This window comes from Rhizobium sp. Root708 (genome assembly GCF_001429725.1).
Lineage (GTDB): Bacteria > Pseudomonadota > Alphaproteobacteria > Rhizobiales > Rhizobiaceae > Rhizobium.
This window is the reverse complement of record NZ_LMHV01000043.1, coordinates 365,690-383,571: the sequence shown is the minus strand read 5'-3', so window position 1 is coordinate 383,571 and position 17,882 is coordinate 365,690. Positions and strand designations below refer to the sequence as shown.

General features: G+C 62.5%; 16 protein-coding genes and 2 tRNA genes. 8 read left to right on the top strand and 10 right to left on the bottom strand.

The genetic code is table 11. The features are described 5' to 3' along the window. Together ASE04_RS26190 and ASE04_RS26185 are read right to left on the bottom strand one after the other, a co-directional pair. On the bottom strand, positions 1 to 2,256 hold the full coding sequence (locus ASE04_RS26190; RefSeq protein WP_056824956.1) for an arginine/lysine/ornithine decarboxylase: 2,256 nt from the start codon (positions 2,254 to 2,256) through the stop codon (positions 1 to 3). Between the two features lie 157 nt (positions 2,257 to 2,413). Continuing rightward, on the bottom strand, positions 2,414 to 3,340 hold the full coding sequence (locus ASE04_RS26185) for a cation diffusion facilitator family transporter (RefSeq protein ID WP_056824955.1): 927 nt from the start codon (positions 3,338 to 3,340) through the stop codon (positions 2,414 to 2,416). Between the two features lie 190 nt (positions 3,341 to 3,530). On the opposite strand from ASE04_RS26185, the gene ASE04_RS26180 reads away from it, so the two are divergent. Further along, positions 3,531 to 4,892 (top strand): amino acid permease, encoded by a 1,362-nt coding sequence (locus ASE04_RS26180; RefSeq protein ID WP_056824953.1) that lies wholly within the window; start codon positions 3,531 to 3,533, stop codon positions 4,890 to 4,892. Between the two features lie 30 nt (positions 4,893 to 4,922). On the opposite strand, the gene arcC is transcribed toward ASE04_RS26180, so the two are convergent. From arcC to ASE04_RS26155, 5 genes are all read right to left on the bottom strand, one after another. After that, positions 4,923 to 5,861, bottom strand: a complete 939-nt coding sequence (gene arcC / locus ASE04_RS26175) for a carbamate kinase (RefSeq protein WP_056824951.1) — start codon at positions 5,859 to 5,861, stop codon at positions 4,923 to 4,925. 2 nt (positions 5,862 to 5,863) lie between these two features. Then, complete coding sequence (locus tag ASE04_RS26170; protein WP_056824949.1) at positions 5,864 to 6,868, bottom strand: ornithine carbamoyltransferase; 1,005 nt, start codon at positions 6,866 to 6,868, stop codon at positions 5,864 to 5,866. A gap of 39 nt (positions 6,869 to 6,907) precedes the next feature. Beyond that, positions 6,908 to 8,137, bottom strand: coding sequence for an arginine deiminase (gene arcA / locus ASE04_RS26165; RefSeq protein ID WP_056824947.1), 1,230 nt, complete (start codon positions 8,135 to 8,137; stop codon positions 6,908 to 6,910). Positions 8,138 to 8,275: 138 nt separating this feature from the next. Then, positions 8,276 to 8,536, bottom strand: coding sequence for a hypothetical protein (locus ASE04_RS26160; protein ID WP_338012503.1), 261 nt, complete (start codon positions 8,534 to 8,536; stop codon positions 8,276 to 8,278). 110 nt (positions 8,537 to 8,646) lie between these two features. After that, entirely contained in the window at positions 8,647 to 9,000 is a 354-nt protein-coding gene (locus ASE04_RS26155) for a hypothetical protein (RefSeq protein WP_443216931.1), read from the bottom strand. Between the two features lie 260 nt (positions 9,001 to 9,260). On the opposite strand from ASE04_RS26155, the gene ASE04_RS26150 reads away from it, so the two are divergent. The 3 genes from ASE04_RS26150 to ASE04_RS26140 all read left to right on the top strand — a co-directional run bounded on the left by ASE04_RS26150 (position 9,261) and on the right by ASE04_RS26140 (position 12,988). Further along, entirely contained in the window at positions 9,261 to 10,469 is a 1,209-nt protein-coding gene (locus ASE04_RS26150; protein ID WP_056824945.1) for a sensor histidine kinase, read from the top strand. After that, complete coding sequence (locus tag ASE04_RS26145) at positions 10,459 to 11,127, top strand: response regulator transcription factor (RefSeq protein ID WP_056824943.1); 669 nt, start codon at positions 10,459 to 10,461, stop codon at positions 11,125 to 11,127. The genes ASE04_RS26150 and ASE04_RS26145 overlap by 11 nt, the downstream gene beginning before the upstream one ends. An 88-nt stretch (positions 11,128 to 11,215) precedes the next feature. Then, a complete protein-coding gene (locus ASE04_RS26140; RefSeq protein ID WP_056824940.1) occupies positions 11,216 to 12,988 on the top strand; it encodes a hypothetical protein in 1,773 nt (590 codons plus the stop codon). A gap of 27 nt (positions 12,989 to 13,015) precedes the next feature. On the opposite strand, the gene ASE04_RS26135 is transcribed toward ASE04_RS26140, so the two are convergent. After that, on the bottom strand, positions 13,016 to 13,969 hold the full coding sequence (locus ASE04_RS26135) for a hypothetical protein (RefSeq protein WP_056824938.1): 954 nt from the start codon (positions 13,967 to 13,969) through the stop codon (positions 13,016 to 13,018). A 159-nt stretch (positions 13,970 to 14,128) separates the two neighbouring features. On the opposite strand from ASE04_RS26135, the gene ASE04_RS26130 reads away from it, so the two are divergent. Both ASE04_RS26130 and ASE04_RS26125 read left to right on the top strand, forming a co-directional pair. After that, complete coding sequence (locus ASE04_RS26130) at positions 14,129 to 14,773, top strand: helix-turn-helix domain-containing protein (RefSeq protein WP_056825781.1); 645 nt, start codon at positions 14,129 to 14,131, stop codon at positions 14,771 to 14,773. Positions 14,774 to 14,816: 43 nt separating this feature from the next. Further along, positions 14,817 to 15,173, top strand: a complete 357-nt coding sequence (locus ASE04_RS26125) for a hypothetical protein (protein WP_443216923.1) — start codon at positions 14,817 to 14,819, stop codon at positions 15,171 to 15,173. 74 nt (positions 15,174 to 15,247) lie between these two features. Here ASE04_RS26125 and ASE04_RS26120 read toward each other — a convergent pair. After that, positions 15,248 to 15,324: transfer RNA gene (locus ASE04_RS26120), tRNA-Pro, on the bottom strand. Positions 15,325 to 15,594: 270 nt separating this feature from the next. On the opposite strand from ASE04_RS26120, the gene ASE04_RS26115 reads away from it, so the two are divergent. Continuing rightward, positions 15,595 to 16,008 carry a hypothetical protein gene (locus ASE04_RS26115; RefSeq protein ID WP_056824935.1) on the top strand — a complete coding sequence of 138 codons (414 nt, stop codon included), beginning with the start codon at positions 15,595 to 15,597 and terminating at the stop codon, positions 16,006 to 16,008. A gap of 294 nt (positions 16,009 to 16,302) precedes the next feature. Then, entirely contained in the window at positions 16,303 to 17,622 is a 1,320-nt protein-coding gene (locus ASE04_RS26110; protein WP_056824933.1) for a glycosyltransferase, read from the top strand. Between the two features lie 91 nt (positions 17,623 to 17,713). On the opposite strand, the gene ASE04_RS26105 is transcribed toward ASE04_RS26110, so the two are convergent. Beyond that, a tRNA-Gln gene (locus ASE04_RS26105) sits at positions 17,714 to 17,788 on the bottom strand. Positions 17,789 to 17,882 lie beyond the last annotated feature (94 nt).

Genomic DNA, 17,882 nt, shown 5'->3' with positions numbered 1-17,882 from the left:
TTACGCCCCCTCTGCAATGCAATCGACCAGATAGCGGCGGCCATTCGGACCGGGCGTGAAGCGCAGGCCGTGAATATCGGTCTCGAAGCCGGGGAACTTGCTATCGAATTCGCGGGCGTAGAGCAGGTAATCCTGGATCGACTTCGTCGACTGGGTGATCCGCTCGCCCGGCATGATCAGCGGAATGCCCGGCGGATAGGGAACGATCATCACGGCGAGGACGCGGTCCATGAGATTGTCGATCTCGACGCTCTCGATCTTGCCCTTGACCAGAAGGTCATAGGCATCGGCCGGCCGCAGCGCCATGTCTGGCAACACGGTGTACATCTCGCGCTGCGCCTTCGGCACGTCGTCCTTGCGGTAGACGGCGTGGATCTGCTCGCAGAGATCCTTCAACCCCATGTTGCCATAGGCTTCCGGGTGCCCGGCGGCCAATGCCGGTAGCGCCCGCGTCAGCGGCGCGTTGCTGTCGTAGAGATCCTTGAAGTTGAGGAGTTCGGTAACCAGCGTGCTCCACTTGCCGCGGGTGATCCCCATCGAGAACAGCACGAGGAAAGAATAGAGGCCGGTCTTCTCGATCTCGATGCGGCGCGACGAGAGGAACTTCGTCACCACGGCGGCGGGGATGCCGTGTTCCTGCATGAATCCGCTGGCGGACAGGCCGGGCGACAGGATCGTCACCTTGATCGGATCGACCATCACATGGTTTTCGGCAAGTCCCATAAAGCCATGCCAGCCGTCGCCGGGCTTCAGCACCCAATCCTCGTGCCGGTCGTTCGGCGTCTGCTCGGCAACCGTCGGCTCCCAGACATCGAACCACCAGCTGCCCTCGGTCTGGCTGCGGACGCCGTTCATCGCGCGGCGGAAGCTGATCGCCTCGTCGATCGTCTCCTGCACCAGCGAGCGCCCGGCCGGTTGCTCCATCATCGCGGCGGCGACGTCGCAGGAGGCGATGATGCCATATTGCGGCGAGGTCGAGGTATGCATCATGAAGGCTTCGTTGAAGCGGGTCACGTCCAGCCGCTTGTTCTCGGCGTGCTGGATGTGGATCATCGATGCCTGCGAAAACGCCGCCAGAAGCTTGTGCGTCGAGTGCGTGGCAAAAGTGATCGCGTTCTTCGAGCGGGCGGGCTGCGTCGACGAGATGCCGTGGAAGCCGTCGTAGAACTCGTGGAAGTTCGCATAGGCGTACCAGGCCTCGTCGAAGTGCAGCACCTCGACGGCATCGCCGAGCGAGGCCTTGATCGCATCGACATTGTAGCAGAGCCCGTCATAGGTCGAGTTGGTGATGACCATGAGGCGCACCTTGCCGCTCGTCTGTCCGGCAAAGGGGCTGGCGGCAATCTTCTGGGCGATCGCCTCGGGCGTGAACTGATCCTTGGAGATCGGGCCGATGATCCCGAGCCCGTTGCGCGACGGCACCAGATAGATCGGGGTCGCGCCCGTCATGATCAGCGAATGCAGGATCGACTTGTGGCAGTTGCGGTCGCAGAGCACGAGATCGCCGCGCCCGACCATGCCATGCCAGATGATCTTGTTGGCGGTCGACGTTCCGCCGACGACGAAAAATGTCTCGTCGGTTCCGAAGATGCGCGACGCGTTGCGCTCGCCCTCGGCGATCGGACCAACGTGATCGAGCAGCGAGCCGACGCTGCCGACCGATACCGAAATATCCGATCGCAGCGTGTTCTCGCCGAAGAAGGTATAGAACATCTGCCCGACCGGGCTCTTGCGGAAGGCGACACCGCCGCCATGGCCCGGCGTATGCCAGGAATAGGCCCCCTCAAGCGTATAATTCATCAGCGCCTTGAACATCGGCGGCGGCAGCCGGTCGAGGTAGTTGCGCGCGGCCTGGACGATGGCGCGCGCCATGAACTCGGCGGAATCCTCGTACAGCCGCAGGAAGGCATTGGCGTGGCGCAGCACGCTCGCCGGCACGTCCTCGGCCGTCGTGTCATCGCCGAAAAGGAAGATCGGAATGCGGTCGTTCTTCTTGCGCTTGGCGCTCAGGATCTCTTCCAGCACCTGCCAGCGCGAGGCCTTGTCCTCACTGCCGTCGACGGAAACCAGCCAGCAGGATTCCGTGTTGAAGATATGAACCAGCCGACGCGCGTCCTCATAGGTGACGCCAGAGACAATGCGGAAGCCATCGGCCTCGATCGCGGCGGCCAGATCGCGCATGCCGCGCCCGGCGGCGCTCTTGCCTTCGAAGTCCTCATCGATGACAGCGACTGGAAATGCCTTCTGGAATTCCATCCATCCCTCCCGGATCCGATGGCCGCAGAAGCGGGTGCTCAGCGGCGCTTTCGTCTCAGCTTGGGGGATCGTACACGCCGGGCCTAGAGGCGTCGTTGATCGCAATCAACGTCCGGGCAAAAGGCTTTAGGTCGAAAAATGCGGTGCTGGAACGCGTCTATTCCGCCCATTCCGCATCGGCGGTGAAAGCGATGGTGAGCCAGCGGTTGGCGCTCTCGTCACCGATCGCATCCCCGATTTCATCGCGCAGCGCATCCCATTCCTCAAGCCGCTTCGGCGGCAATCCTTCGGGGACGATGAAGTAGAGTTCGATCTCGGTCGCACGACCGACGCGGGCGACATAGGCGCGGTAAGACAGGAAGCCGAGGCGGCGAACGGTGTCGGAGGCGACGCGATCGACATGCTCCTGCAGATCGACGGGAGCAATCAGCAGGATCTCGCTCAGCGCCTTCCAGATCGTGGCGATCGGGATCGGGATCATCACCAGGCAGACGAGCCCGAGCACCACCGGGTCGACATATCGGGCAATCCACACAAGCGGCGTCGGCTGCACGGCAAGGCCGATGATGAAGGCGACGAGCAGCGCGAAGGCGATACCGCCGGACATGATCCAGGCCTTGATGTCGAGCGCGACGAAATCCGACTTCAGCCGTCGGTTCACCGCCGTCCCGATCCCAGCCATGACGACGCAGACGACGAGTGTCGCGCCGGAATAGACTATCGCCGCCCCGAAATGCAGTTCGTGCCCGCCATTGATGATGCTGATGATCGCGTTGATCAGTGCGTAGACGGCGACAGTCACCAGCAGGCAACCGTTAAGGAGAAGCACGATCGGCTCGAGGTGCCAGAAGCCCATGGTGAAGCGGTTGCGGATGCGGCCCGACTTGGCGTCGTTGCGCGCCGATTGGACGATCAGGCTCGACACCCAGAGCGCAAGCCCGGTCATGGCGGCGTCGGCGAGCGAATAGACGCCGTCGAAAGCGATCGAAAACGAGCCGGAGAGAATGCCGAAGAAGATACCGAGCGCCGCGACCACGACGGTGGCCGCAATCGAGATTCGTAGAAATCCTTGCTCATTCGACATCGCAACCTCCCATGCATGATCGTACCCGCAGTAATACGCGCGTCGCTACGGGAATGTGAAGGCAGGGAAAACAGTCGGCAACTACGCATTGACACGAATTGCGGCCTTTCCGTTTTGAAGGGAAAATCGACGCGGCAATGCGGCCCGACGGAGCCCAATTCCGGCGAGGCGGCCTCCTGGGAGGGACCTCATGACAACATCGCCTGATGGCAAAAGCCTCGGACTTGCAGCCTGCACCGCCATCGTCGTCGGAAACATGGTGGGCTCCGGTTTCTATCTCTCTCCGGCCGCCGTCGCCCCCTATGGCAACCTCGCGATCCTCGTCTGGATCATCATGGGCGCCGGCGCGATCTGCCTCGGCCTCACCTTCGCGCGGCTCGCAAGCCTCGTGCCCGCCGTCGGCGGACCCTATGCCTATACCCGCCTCGCCTATGGCGATTTCGCCGGCTTCCTGATTGCCTGGGGCTACTGGATCTCGATCTGGACGTCGCTGCCGGTGATCGCCATCGCCTTTACCGGGGTGATCGTCGATCTCGTGCCGGCGCTCGGCAACCGTTTCGCGGCGACGGTGCTGACGCTCGGCGTGATCTGGGCGATCGTGCTCGTCAACCTTCGCGGCGTCCACGCCGCCGGCCTCTTCGCACAGGTTACCACCTACGCCAAGCTGCTCCCCTTCGGCGCGGTCGCGATCATTGGTCTGCTTTATATCGACACCTCGCATTTTACCGAGTTCAACCCGACCGGCCAGCCGATCCTTCAGTCGATCGCGGCCCTGGCGCCACTGACGATGTTTGCCTATCTCGGCCTGGAATCGGCCACCGTTCCCGCCGGCGACGTCAGGAACGCCGAACGCACCATCCCGCGCTCGACCGTGCTCGGCATATCGATCGCCGCCACGCTCTATGTTCTCGGCACCATCGTCGTCATGGGCGTGCTGCCCCGCGAACAACTCGCCCATTCCGTCGCCCCCTTCTCCGAGGCCGCTGGCGTGATGTGGGGTCGCGGCGGTGCACTGGCGATCTCAGTCGCGGTCGTGGTCTCATCGATCGGCGCCCTCAATGGCTGGACGCTGCTGATGGGCCAGGTGCCGATGGCAGCCGCCCGCGACGGACTGTTTCCGCCGCTCTTTGGCCGCCTCTCCTCGCGCGGCGTGCCGGCGATCGGCATGGTCGTCTCGGCATGCTTCGCAACCCTGCTGGTCCTCGTCCAGGCCATGGGCGGCGAAGGCTTTGCCTCCGTCTACCGGCTGATGGTCGGGCTGAGCACGATGACGGCGGTGGTGCCCTATGCCTTCTGCTCGCTCGCATCCAGCCTCGTTGCCGCCCGCGTAAGAGGTGGGCTCATTCCGCGCGTCACCCCGATCGAACTCATCGCCTTCATCTTCGCGATGTTCACGCTCTATGGCTCCGGCGCCGAACCGGTGCTCTACGGTCTCGTACTGCTGATGCTCGGCATTCCCGTCTATGTCTGGCAGCGGCGAAACGGCGGCGTCGTTCGCGCCGAGACGCCGGAAACGGCACCGGGCGCTGTCACGCGCCCGGCTGTTCCCTGAGGTTGATGTTTCTATAGGATCGGCGCCGCGTCAGGCGTGCCAGCTAAGGCCGGAGAAGCCGCTGCTGATGATCGTTCCGCGCTCGCCGCGCACCATCCCCGCGATATCGGCCAGCGGCCCGATCGCGGCACTGCGCCCCGGTCCTTCCGCGAAATGGCAGGCCGCATCGACCTTCGGCCCCATGGAGCCCGCCGGGAAGGAGAATTGCTTCATATCCTCAGGGCGTGCCTTGTGGATCGATTTCTGCGACGGCTTGCCCCAATCGGTGCAGACTGCAGGCGCATCCGTCGCCATGACCAGGAGATCGGCATCGAGCTCGCGGGCGAGCAGCTCGGAGCAGAGGTCCTTGTCGATGACGGCCTCGACGCCGATCAGCTTTCGGTCGACACCCTTCTCGTACATGGTCGGGATGCCGCCGCCGCCGGCGCAGATGACGATGGTGCGCTGCTCCAGCAGCCACCGGACAGGACGCACCTCGAAGATACGCTTCGGCAACGGAGAGGCGACGACGCGCCGCCACTTGTCGCCGTCCTGCTTGAACGTCCAGCCCTTGTCGCTGCGGATCCGATCGGCATCCGCCTTGTCATAGACAGGGCCGACGAACTTGGTCGGATTCTGAAAGCCGGGATCCTCGCCGTCGACCTCGACCATCGTGAGCAGGGTCGCCAGCGGCTGTTCGAACGGCAGCAGGTTTCCGAGCTCCTGCTCGAGCATATAGCCGATCATGCCCTCGGTTTCGGCCCCGAGAACATCGAGCGGATAGGCTTCGTCCGGCTTGTAGGCCGCGCCCTGCAGCGCCAGCAATCCAACTTGAGGACCGTTGCCGTGAGTGATGATAAGTTGATGTTCGGCGGCAAGCGGCGCGATCGCCTCGGCGGCGATGCGGGCGTTGCGGCGCTGAACATCGGCGGTCATCGCTTCCCCACGGCGGAGAAGCGCATTGCCGCCAAGCGCGATAACGACACGCATGCTCAATCCCCCAAGGTCGCGACGAGCAGTGCCTTGATCGTGTGCAGCCGGTTTTCCGCCTGCTCGAAGGCGACATTGGCCTCGGACTCGAAGACGTCGTTGGTGACCTCGAGGCCGTTGTCCATGCCATAGTCCTCAGCGATCTGCTTGCCCATGACGGTCTCGGTGTCGTGGAAGGCCGGCAGGCAGTGCATGAACTTCGTCTGCGAATTGCCGGAAGCCTTCATCAGGTTCGTGTTGACCTGGTAGGGGGTGAGGAGCTTGATGCGTTCGCGCCAGACATCCTTCGGCTCGCCCATCGACACCCAAACGTCGGTATGAATGAAATCGACATCCTTGACCGCTTCCTTGGGATCGTCGGTGACGAGCAGCCGGGCGCCGGAGCGTTCCTGTAGTTCCCTTGCGATCTTCATGTATTCTTCCGAGGGCCACAGCGATTTCGGGCCGCAGATGCGCACGTCCATGCCCATCAGGCAGCCGACGATCAGCAGCGAGTGGCCCATGTTCGAGCGCGTGTCGCCGACATAGGCATATTTGATATCGGTGACCGGCTTGTCGCTGTGCTCGCGCATGGTCATCACGTCGGCGAGCATCTGCGTCGGGTGATATTCATCGGTCAGACCGTTATAGACGGGAACGCCGGCATAGCGGGCAAGCGTCTCCACGCCGGTCTGCGCCGAGCCGCGATATTCGATCGCGTCATACATGCGCCCCAGCACCCGCGCCGTATCCTTGAAGGATTCCTTGTGACCGATCTGCGAGCCCGACGGATCGAGATAGGTGACGTTGGCGCCCTGGTCCGAGCAGGCGACCTCGAAGGCGCAACGCGTGCGCGTCGAGGTCTTCTCGAAGATCAGGCAGATTTCCTTGCCCTTGAGATGCTGCTGCTCGGTGCGGGCATATTTCGCCCGCTTCAGGTCGCGGGCGAGATCAAGCAGGTAGCGGAATTCGCGCGGCGTATAATCCTGTACGGTCAGAAGCGAACGATTGCGCAGATTGAAGCTCATTTTCTTGCTCCGTCGGGTCTGTTTCGTGGGGTGAAGGCGTCAGTACGCCGGGTCGCGCCAGATCGGGCACGTCATGCAATGTCCGCCGCCGCGGCCGCGGCCGAGTTCCGAGCCGCGGATGGTGATCACCTCGATCCCCGCCTTGCGCAGCAGCGTGTTGGTGTAGGTGTTGCGGTCGTAGGCGACGACGACGCCGGGCTCGAGCGCCACGACGTTGTTGCCGTCGTCCCACTGCTCGCGCTCCGCCTGATAGGAATTGCCGCCGGTCTCGACGACCCGCAGGCTGGGCAGCCCCAGTGCCTCGGCAACCACTTCGAGCATCGGCTTGTTCTCCGGATGGATCTCGAAGGTGCCGTCGTCACCCTTGGGGTGCATGCTGTAGCAGCGGATCTGGTCCACCACTTCGGCAAACAGGGTCACAACATCGCGGTCGCAGAAGCTGAAGACGGTGTCGAGGTGCATCGCCGCGCGGCTCTTCGGCATCAGGCAGCCGATCACCCGCTTCACCGCCTTGTTGCGGAACAGCGCCTGCGCCACCTGCCCCACCGCCTGGTAGGTCGTGCGTTCGCCCATGCCGATGAGGACAGTGCCGTTTCCGATCGGCATGACGTCGCCGCCTTCCATCGAGGCATTGGCGAACTGATGGTCGCTGTCGCCCCACCAAATCTTGAAGTCGCCGTCGCGGAAGGTCGGATGGAACTTGTAGATGGCGCGCTGGATCAAGGTCTCGGCCCGCCGCGCCGGCCAGAACATCGGGTTGACGGTCACACCGCCATAGATCCAGCAGGAGGGATCGCGCTGGAACAGCGTGTTCGGGATGGGCGGGATGACGAATTCGGTTTCCGGCAGTGCGCTCAGCATCAACGTCTTCGCCCGGACGTCTGGCAGGTCCGAGATGGCGATGCCGCCGATCATGAAAGCCGCAAGCTGGGTGGGGTTCATCTCGTCGAGCCAGGGACGCACGGCTTCCGCGATCTGCGAGCCGAGCACATTCGGGGTGATGCGCCGGTCGAGCACGAAGTCGCGCGCCTCCTTGTCGGCGAGCGTCTGGCCGAGCAGGTCGTGGAGCTCGAGAACCTCGACGCCCCTCTCCTGCATTTTCAGGACGAAATCATAGTGATCCTTCTGCGCTTCATGGACCCACAGGACATCGTCGAAAAGCAGGTCATGGCAGTTGGCGGGCGTCAGGCGCTGATGCGCCAGGGATGGCCGGCAGACCATTACGGTCCTGAGCTTGCCGACCTCGGAATGAACACCGAAACCACGCATGCGGGTCTCCTTAAAGCAGCCTTGCGGGATGGCGGTGCGACGACCGCCTGCGAACCCCGCCAGACTATTTTGCGCGGCGCGGTCATGTCATTGATCGCAAACAATGTGCAGTGCAGCATGTTTGATGGGGGTACCCGATCAGTGGAGATCGGACGCCTGACGGCGCTCGGCCTGCCAATAGCGCCAGTGGGTCGGGTGCACGTCTAGCATCTCGCCGGTGACGGCATTGGCCCATCCGCCGGCGGTGCGCAGACAGGGGAAAACAAGGGCATGGACCCCTTCGTCATCGATGACGGCGAGTTCTATATCCTGCTCGAATGGAGCTTCGACGACCAACTGCCACATCACCGAACCCTCATGGTGAGGATAGACGAGCGCCAGTCGGACACGGACCCTCATCCCGGCATCTTTCCACCACGCCGGCATTGCGGCGGTGGACGAACGGCTGCTGCGAAAAAGCGGCCGTCTGCGATGCCGGCGGGGACCGTTCCTGCGGGCGCGGTTGTCGCTCATTCTACGTAAAAGGTCAGATTGCCGTTGCGGGCACGCGTGACCCATTCGATATCATTGGGTGTCAACTTCTTGGCTTTCAGCTGGCCCACGAGCCATTCGTTCGACCGGGCGGCGGAGCGGATCGCTTCGACCTCCTTGGCACTTCCGGGCGTCGGCACGGCGCCGACCTCGTGTGCCGTGCGGTAGCTGACAACCGAGAACCGTTTGCCGTGATAGGCCTTGACCGCTTCGGGCAGGTTCTCGGCCCAGTTCATGCGCCTGTGTTCCTTGCGGCTTTCCTGCGCTCCGGCGGGGGGTGCCGTGACCGTGGCGGCCGCGATGGTCATTGCGATGGCAAGGGCAAGCTTCATGGCGGTCATGCTCCCTCAAACGATCATCCGTTCTATCGGTAACAGTAACGAAACAGTTGCCCGAGGGCATTGAGCCGGATCAATGGCGCACGCAAGGAGATCAGACGGCGCCGCGTCATGCAGCTTCATAAGATGAAGCCAATAGAGGTTACGCGATGCTACGGCGTTTCCCCCTCCAAAAGTGATAAACTCCAGTCATCATTGAAAATGAAAGGCGGTCCGGAAGGTCAGAGAGTTCTCATGGGGGCGGAGGGAGTAACATGCCCATCGAGATAGAAGCGCCCGATATTGCCGAGCGCACGTCTGCCACAGCCGTGGCGGGGCGGGTTTTGTCGCATGCGCTGCACGCGGCACCCGATCATGTCTCCAAGAGCGCCGTGAGAGAGCGCACGGGCTGGATCCGGCAACTCCACGACTGCATGCCGGATGCGGTTCTTCTCCTCAGCGACAGCCATCGCGTTTCAGCCTGCAACAAGACCGCGATCGGCCTGTTCGGCTATGAGGAAGACGAACTGATCGGCTGCACGGTCGATTTCCTCTGGAGTGCGACGCCCGACATCCGCCTGAAGGGGCGCTGGAGCGATCATGGCGCGGTTCGCGCCGGTGAGATAACCCCCAAGAGTGGAGATCGATTTCCGGCCACGCTGACCGTCATCCGGCAGCGTCGCGGCCGACAGGTTTTCACGGCGGCGGTTTTCGAGGACTTGCGGGCCGAGCGCGAAACCCTGCAACAGGTGCAGACGCTTCAGAACGAGCTTGCGCGCATCGCCAGGGTGAACGCGCTCGGAGAAATGGCATCGACCCTTGCGCATGAGCTCTCGCAGCCGCTGTCATCGATCGCCGCCTATTCGCAAGGATGCAGCAAGCTCGTGACGGCCGACCATGGCCCCGAGAGCGAGACGGTTCGCGACGTGCTGACGGAGATCACCGAGCATGCGCTGCGGGGCGGCAACATCATCCAGCACATGCTGGAATTTTCGAGATCCAATACCGGCGGCAGGGCACCGGCAACGCTGCATGACCTGATCCGCCAGGCGGCGGGGTTCGCATTCGCCGGGGCCAGAACACGCGGCATCCAGCCGGATCTGCACCTCCAGGCGGGGCAAGACATTGCGCTCGTCGATCGGGTCCAGGTGATGCAGGTGCTGACAAATCTCATCCGCAACGCACTTGATGCCACCGATCGGACCGAACAGCCTGACATCGCGATCCGGACCAGAACCGAAGACGGGCGGCGCATCGTGGTCGAGGTCTCGGATAATGGCTGCGGCATTCCTGCCGACATCGAGGAGACGCTGTTTCGTCCCTTCATAACCAGCAAGCCGCATGGTCTCGGCCTGGGACTGGCCTTGTCCCGGCGTATCGTCGAGGCGCATGGCGGCCGCATGAGCGCTCGCAGAAGACCGGAAGGCGGCGCGATCTTTTCGTTCTCGCTTCCCCTCATGGAGACCGTGTCCCATGGCGAATGACCTCACGATCCACCTCGTCGACGATGAGGAGTCGTTCAGGCGATCCCTGACGTTCCTTCTTGTCTCGGCAGGCTTTGCCGTCCGCGCGCACAGTTCCGCGAAGGCATTTCTGGATCTTCTTCCCGTTTCGGAGAAAAGCTGCCTGATCACCGACCTCCGCATGCGCGGTATCGATGGTATCGAGCTGCTGGAGCGTCTCCGGCATGCTGCTATCAATATCCCGACGATCGTGATCAGTGGCCATGGCGACATCGCCGCCGCCGTGCAGGCGATGAAGGCAGGAGCCTCGGATTTTCTGGAGAAGCCCCTGCGGGAAGAGACGTTGGTCGCGGCCATCAACCGCGTCATGGCGCCAAAGCGGCAAAGCCGCCCTGCTGCAGGATCCGAAACCGTGGCCGCCCGGCTGCGCCAGCTCACCGACCGCGAACAACAGGTTCTGGCCGGTGTGCTCGATGGCCTGCAGAACAAGATGATCGCCTATCATTTGGGGATCAGCTCGCGCACCGTGGAGGTTCACCGTGCCAACGTGATGGCCAAGATGGGGGCACGCAATCTCGCCGAGCTGATGCGCATGACCGCCGCGATCGAGGCGCTCGCGCAGCCTTCGTCGGACGAGAGTGCCGCGCCTGCACGGGCCTGGCCAACCTATGCTCGTTAAGAAGAGAATACACTTGCAACCAGAAGCTTATGAGCTATTGTTAGTCAGAATATACTGAAATAATTGCGTGATCCTGTCAGGGGCGGTCATGAGAAGCGCAGTCACTGTTTCAGACGGCCTTGGCCCGACAGCCGAGGAAATCGGCCGACAGCTCGAGCGGATTCTCTCCAGCAATGAGTTTCACGCTCCCAAGCGTGGGCGGAGTTTTTTGGCGTTTGTCGTCAACGAAACGCTGGCCGGGCGATCGGAGTTCCTCAAGGCGTTCACCATCGCGAACGTGGTATTTGGCCGCGAGGCGTCGTTCGATCCGCAGAATGATCCGGTCGTGCGGATCGAGGCTGGCCGTATTCGAAGAGCCCTCGAGCGATATTATCTGGTCGCGGGGAAGGACGACGCGATCATCCTCACCGTGCCCAAGGGCGGCTACGTCCCGCATTTCGAGTATGCCCGCGGCGGGCCGGTCGAGGGCGTGCTGGCGGATCAGCCGGAGACCCTGCCGATCGCCGCGCCCGCGCCGGTGGCGTCACCGCCGGCAGAAAAGCGGCCCGGCGGCCCACTGGTCGCTTTCGGCCTGGCAAGCGGGCTCGCAGCCGTCCTTGCTCTCCTCTTCATCCTCGCGGGCGCCTTCCCGGCGACATGGGCACCTCCGGCCCGCTCGCCCGCGCCAGACGCGGCAGAGCCAAGGGTGATCGTCGAATTCTTCGCGGAAAGCGGACCTGACGACGCCAGCTCGGACATTGCCCGCGGCCTCAGGGACGACATCATCGGCCAGCTTGCGCAATTCCGTGATATCGTGGTGGTCGCAGACCCTTTGAAAAACCGTCGGTCCGGCGGCGCCGACTATGCGCTGCAAGGCAACGTACAGCTCGACGGCAGCAGATTTCGATCGGTTGCCCGGCTGGTGCGCCAGTCCGATGGCGCGGTGATATGGGCCAACAATTACGATGCGGATCTTCATGCGCAAAACAAACTCGTGATCCAGAGCGATATCGCCCGGCAGGTGGCCAGCGCCATAGCCCAGCCCTACGGCGCGCTCTTCCAGACCGAGACCAGCGCGATCGCGCAGCCCCAGAACGGGGATCAGGACGCCTATGCCTGCACGCTGGCCTATTACAGCTATCGACAGACCATGAATACGCAAAGCCATGCGGCGGCGCGCGATTGCCTGCAGCAGGCGACGCAGCGCTTCCCTGCCAACGCCACCTCCTGGGCGCTTCTGGCATTGGTCTACCTCGACGAGATGCGCTTTCGCTACAAGCTCGGCATGTCGCCGTTCTCCGCCCAGCCGCTCGAGCTCGCGATCGGGGCCGTGGACCGTGCCGCATCGCTGGAGCCTGAAAATCCGCGTGTGCTGCAAGCCCTGATGCTGGTGAATTTCTTCCGCGGGGATATCGACAAGGCGCTGGAGGCCGGCACGGCAGCCTATGCGGCCAACCCCGATGACGTGGACGTTGCAGGCGAGTACGGGATGCGGCTGGCGATGTCGGGCAAATGGCAATCGGGCTGCGAATTGCTGTCGGTCGCCCTCAACAAGAGCGGCCGCCCGCGCGGCTATTACGAAGCCGGCATGGCGCTCTGCGGTCTGATGCGCAACGATATGGCAACGGCGGAGGAATGGGCGAGGATGTCCGACCTCGGCTCCAACCCGATGCATCACCTTGTCCTGCTTGCCGTGCTCGGTACGGCAGGCAAGGCTGCAGATGCGAAGGTGGAGAAGGATTGGCTGGACGGCCATGCACCCGTGCTGATGGCCAATATTCGCCGGGAGATTTCGCTGCGCCTGCCCCGCCAGCAGGATCAGGAACGGTTCTACGGCGGACTGCGCGCCGCTGGGGTGAACGTCGCTTCGACGCAACAATAGGGCCGAGATCGTTTGCAGCTTCCGGTGCTACGGAGTTGCCGCCGGGCGGGCAATCTCGAGGCTCTTGGAAACCTCCTTTGCGATCTGTCCGGCGATCTCGTCTTCAACATCGATGATGGTTTGCCCCTTCAGGTCGCGGTCATATCGCGTTGCCCAGGCGACGGCACCATCGCTTCCATTGATCAGGCGGGCATGCACATGCAGTGTGCCGTCCTCGACAAGCACGCTTCCCTGCAGGTTCAGCAGCGCGCCGGCCGCCTCCCCGCCTGAACGGCCCGGCGCAAGCACGACGACCCCATCCACATTCATCAGCTTGGCAATCATCTGATCGGCGAGGCCGTTGGCAAAATCGGTGCTTTCGTTCGTGCCGCCAAGTGCCGCGAAGGGCTCGACAGCAATCACAGCCTTGCTGTTCAGCGCCGATGTCGCCGCGGCCGGCGAGGTCTGTGGCGGCCACAAATAGGATTCGAGCGGCCGGATGAGCGCCAGCATTGCGATCGCGCCGAATATCGCGGGAACGCCGATCGGCAGGATGAGGTCGCGATAGCTTGTCGGGGCGCCACGGACGGCGGGAGACGGCTTCTCCTCGCGCTTGCGTTCGGTCGCGGGATTTCTATCGGCGACGATCACGAATTGGGGCGCATAGCCGCCCTTGGGGATGGTGATCCTGACGAGATCATTGTTTCCGGAGACCAGATAATAGCGCTCCAGCGCACGGCGGATACGCCCGGCGTCGATGCGGACAACCGGATCGTTCTGCGCATCGAAGGATGCATCGCGGCCGAAAACCGCCTGCGCGATCGTGTAGGCCTTCAGCTGCTCCCGGCGCCCCTCGAGCGCCTCCTCGACGATGTAGCGCAGAAAGCGTCGGCCCCGCTCGGAGGCAAGAAACTCCGGGCTGGCGAGTATGATCGCTAACTGTTCGCGCACCCTTGCCGGGTCCGGATCTGCCTGGTCGTAGTCACCCTCTTTCGACGCCACCAAGACCTCCCGCGATACCGTCGCACCGCTCTCATCAAGGGCGACAGCGTTATACACCGACGGGCGTACGCCTGCTTCCGTAGCAGTACGTAAGGGGTATTTCGAATATCGGCCTTGGCGGTGATCTCCTATGCTGAAGTCCTGACGGGGGCGATGCACATGTTTCAGAGCTACGCGATCGCAAGGGATACGACGGCGCCGGGGCAGCGCTGTGGCGCCGCCTCCACGGCTGCGAAAGACGATACGATCAGGCTGAAGGCCGACGAGACTGTTTACAGCGAAGGCGAATACGCCTTCGCGATCTATCAGGTCGAAGCCGGCGCAGTCAGGATCTACCGCCTGACCTCCAACGGACAGCGATACATCCTCTCGTTCTGCGGCAAGGGCGAGTGGTTCGGGCTGGAAAAGGGAAATGTGCGGACCGATTTCGCGGAAGCCGTCTGCGAGACACGCCTGCGGCTCTTCCGCTCCAACCGCGATGCGGTCGTGCCGATCGATCTGCTGCATATCGCGCTGACAAACCTTGCGAAGGCGCAGTGCAAGCAGCTCGTCATCACCGAGCAGAGCGCGCTACGGCGCGTTGCCGCCTTCGTCCAGGAGATGGCGAACCTCCATCCTGAGGAACCCGAGTTCGACATCATGATGTCCCGCAGCGATATCGCCGACTATCTGGGGCTGACGGTCGAAACCGTCGCGCGTTCGTTCACCAAGCTTCGGGAAAAGCGCATCCTTTGCCTGACCGGCAAACTGCAGCGGGTGGTTCGCCTGCTCGACAGAGACGCGCTCATTGCCCTGACCATCTAGAGGAAACCAGACCTGCGAAGGCCATAACGGAGTGGATTGAACGATGCCCAGGAAATCGCGCCTCACGCCCGCATCAGCCGGAATGCATCTCGCCAGACTGGTCGGCGCGGTTGCGCTGCTGTCGTTCGCACACGGCGCCGTCGCCGTCGCCGAAGACGACTTCTTCACGCAGTTCCCGCTGGTCATCCACTGCCAATCCAACAAGACGCAACATGCCTTCTACATATCCCGCGTCTCCGAGGACGGGGTCGCGACCTACGTGGCATCCGACCGGATCGCCGGCACCATCTCGCTCGACGGGCATGCAAAGGCGATCGGCAGCGAGGGCGCAGGCACCTGCGTCGGCAAGACGCTCGCCGAGCTTCGCGCATCCGGCCAGGCCTACGACCTGAAACACTGAGGATCGCGGGTTTCGCTGGCCAAACCTGCTGATGCCGGTCGGAAACTGCTTTAAGATGTCGGAGAAAATCAAGCTGGTCGGAGTGGCAAGATTCGAACTTGCGACCCCCACGTCCCGAACGTGGTGCGCTACCAGACTGCGCTACACTCCGTGACCAGCGGCGCTTCTAATAGACTGGCCCATGCCATTGCGCAAGCGGCAAAATTCAAAAGCCGGCGCATTTTTTGGTCGATGCTCAGGACGACGGAAACCGCAGACCCGCGGCGCAAAAAGCCACACTCGCAGCAAATTTTGCGAATGCGAATGAAGGCCGATTTTCTTTTGCCGAGTTCCGCGCTAAAGCGCTCGACGGGACATACGGAACCGCTGCGAGACAGCGATTCTCACCGTCGAATGCGCGACAACTCTCAGGGACGATACCATGAAACTCCGCACCTTCGCCGCGGCCGGACTTGCCATTGCGCTTGCCGGCTGCACGACCATTCCGACCGCAGCTGATCCGATCTCGAGCCGCTGGGTCGGTCAGTCGGCAGGCAAGTTCTTCGCCGCCTTCGGCCCGCCGCTCAGCGACGCCGACAACGGCTCCGGAAATGTCTACACCTGGAAGGGCGGATACAAGACCGTCAAGGTTCCCGCGAAATACGCCGAAGCCGCCGACGGCAAGCGCGGCAAGCAGATCTCCGCTGCCCGCACCACCTACCTGCGCTGCCAGGCCGAAATCGTGACCAGCGCGGACTACACGATCCGCAGTATCCGGGTTTCCGGCGACGTACCGGGCGCCAACGGCCCGTCCTATTGCGCCGAGTTCCTGGCGCCGGCCCAGCCCGCGCAGTAAGCGGGCATCTGCCGATACTGAAGACATAGGGGCGAGCCCAAAGGCCGTCCAAACATTGAGAGGCCGGAACGTCGGGTGCGATGTTCCGGCCTCGCTTGCGTGAAAGTAACTGCAGTCTCATGAAATGCGTCGCGACGATGAGCACAAGCGTTCGATGGATCGGCTACGACCCCGAAACGAGGGACCTCGAAGGGCGTAGACGCGTCGCCTTAAAGCCAGCTTCAAGCTGTGGAGCCGATAGAGCATGGTGAGCCTCATTCCAATAAGTGAGGCATTCGGTTCGTGAACGTCAGCATGTCCAATGAGACTTCAATCAAGGTGGTTCCGTCGCGTGGCAACGCCGCATCATCAGGCGCGTATGTCATCGCGGTGACGGCTCCTGCTTTTCGCCTGTCGGACACTGCATTCGCGATCGAAGATGCTTTTTCCTACCATCTCAGGGAACTCAAACTGCAGCTCGAGGGACATGTCGGCAAGATCATACTGGTGGCGCCGGAACTAAGCCGCGAAGATTTCGATCGCAATCCGTCGCTTGGCGTCATCACCGCCGACGAGGGAATTGAGATGGTACCGACCTATCCGGTCAATGCATCCGCAAAGGAGTTCTGGATCCGCCATGTGCCGCGGCTACTGGGTGTTTTCAGTAGAACGGTCCGCCAGGCAGCCGTCGTTCACACCGGCATGTCGCATGACATATGGCGACCGATGCTGTTGTTGTTGAACATCATCACCTGGGCCCACAGGAAGCGTTCGCTGTTCTTCGTCGACATCGATTTTCGCCGCAATACGCAGCGGTTTCGCCAACTCGGCATCTGGAGCCGCAAGAGCTATGTCGTCAATCGGCTTCTGCACGATCCCCTGCGCTGGTTTCAAGTCTGGCTCGCGGTCAGGCTATCAAGCCTGGTACTCCTGAAAAGCCCGGACCTGGTGCGCGATTTCGGTGGCGGCAGAGCCAGCGTGAAGAACTTCCTGGACACGGCCCACAACGCCGAACAGGTCCTGACCGACGACGAATTGGCGCAACGCCTGACATGGCTCTCCGATGACACCAGGCCACTGCAGCTGGTCTATTTTGGTCGACTGGTTTCCTACAAGGGCATCAATCTCGCCATCGACGCCATCCGTATCGCGCGATCGAGAGGCCATGACATCAGGCTGATGATCATCGGTGATGGCCCGGAGCTGCCTTCGTTGCAGCGCCAGGTGGACGACGCGAAGCTATCGGAGGCGGTCACTTTTATCCCTGCGGTAAAATACGGCGAGCCGCTGTTTCGGCTGCTCTCCAGTTTTCACGCTTCCATTGCGTGCCCCCTGGTGGAAGACACCCCTCGCTCGGCGTTCGATTCCATGGCAAGAGGATTGCCGATCGCAGCCTTCAATCTCGATTATTTCAACGGTCTTGCCGAGATGAGCGGAGCTGTCAGCACCGCCGAATGGCCTTCGGCGGAGAAGCTCGCGACCGCCTTCGTCGCACTCGACAAGGACCGAGCCAGGCTGACAGAGCATGCGCGCAAGGCCGTCGCCTTCGCAAGGGCGAACACGCAGCAGATTTGGATGGAAAGGCGGCATGCCTGGCTGATGGAATACGTTCTGGATGCGCGCCGACACCGGTAGGCAACAGGTAGCGCTCAAGCGCCAGACCGCTCGGACAAGGCACAGTGGCTTCAGCCTCAAACCCGGTAATATTTACGTGTGAACTTAGAAGTGGCTGGGGCGCCAGGATTCGAACCTGGGAATGCCGGTACCAAAAACCGGTGCCTTACCGCTTGGCGACGCCCCACCATCGCGGAAGCGGAGACCACTTCGCGACATCGACGCCTGATTAGCAAAGGTCGTCTGCCGTCACAATCATTAAGTTTCAAGCGATCCGATAT

What these genes read in the sequence shown, in the direction of transcription:
- ASE04_RS26190 (WP_056824956.1), bottom strand. Translation starts at nt 2,256, where the DNA reads ATGGAATTCCAGAAGGCATTTCCAGTCGCTGTCATCGATGAGGACTTC.
- ASE04_RS26185 (WP_056824955.1), bottom strand. Translation starts at nt 3,340, where the DNA reads ATGTCGAATGAGCAAGGATTTCTACGAATCTCGATTGCGGCCACCGTC.
- ASE04_RS26180 (WP_056824953.1), top strand. Translation starts at nt 3,531, where the DNA reads ATGACAACATCGCCTGATGGCAAAAGCCTCGGACTTGCAGCCTGCACC.
- arcC (WP_056824951.1), bottom strand. Translation starts at nt 5,861, where the DNA reads ATGCGTGTCGTTATCGCGCTTGGCGGCAATGCGCTTCTCCGCCGTGGG.
- ASE04_RS26170 (WP_056824949.1), bottom strand. Translation starts at nt 6,868, where the DNA reads ATGAGCTTCAATCTGCGCAATCGTTCGCTTCTGACCGTACAGGATTAT.
- arcA (WP_056824947.1), bottom strand. Translation starts at nt 8,137, where the DNA reads ATGCGTGGTTTCGGTGTTCATTCCGAGGTCGGCAAGCTCAGGACCGTA.
- ASE04_RS26160 (WP_338012503.1), bottom strand. Translation starts at nt 8,536, where the DNA reads ATGAGGGTCCGTGTCCGACTGGCGCTCGTCTATCCTCACCATGAGGGT.
- ASE04_RS26155 (WP_443216931.1), bottom strand. Translation starts at nt 9,000, where the DNA reads ATGAAGCTTGCCCTTGCCATCGCAATGACCATCGCGGCCGCCACGGTC.
- ASE04_RS26150 (WP_056824945.1), top strand. Translation starts at nt 9,261, where the DNA reads ATGCCCATCGAGATAGAAGCGCCCGATATTGCCGAGCGCACGTCTGCC.
- ASE04_RS26145 (WP_056824943.1), top strand. Translation starts at nt 10,459, where the DNA reads ATGGCGAATGACCTCACGATCCACCTCGTCGACGATGAGGAGTCGTTC.
- ASE04_RS26140 (WP_056824940.1), top strand. Translation starts at nt 11,216, where the DNA reads ATGAGAAGCGCAGTCACTGTTTCAGACGGCCTTGGCCCGACAGCCGAG.
- ASE04_RS26130 (WP_056825781.1), top strand. Translation starts at nt 14,129, where the DNA reads ATGTTTCAGAGCTACGCGATCGCAAGGGATACGACGGCGCCGGGGCAG.
- ASE04_RS26125 (WP_443216923.1), top strand. Translation starts at nt 14,817, where the DNA reads ATGCCCAGGAAATCGCGCCTCACGCCCGCATCAGCCGGAATGCATCTC.
- ASE04_RS26115 (WP_056824935.1), top strand. Translation starts at nt 15,595, where the DNA reads ATGAAACTCCGCACCTTCGCCGCGGCCGGACTTGCCATTGCGCTTGCC.
- ASE04_RS26110 (WP_056824933.1), top strand. Translation starts at nt 16,303, where the DNA reads ATGTCCAATGAGACTTCAATCAAGGTGGTTCCGTCGCGTGGCAACGCC.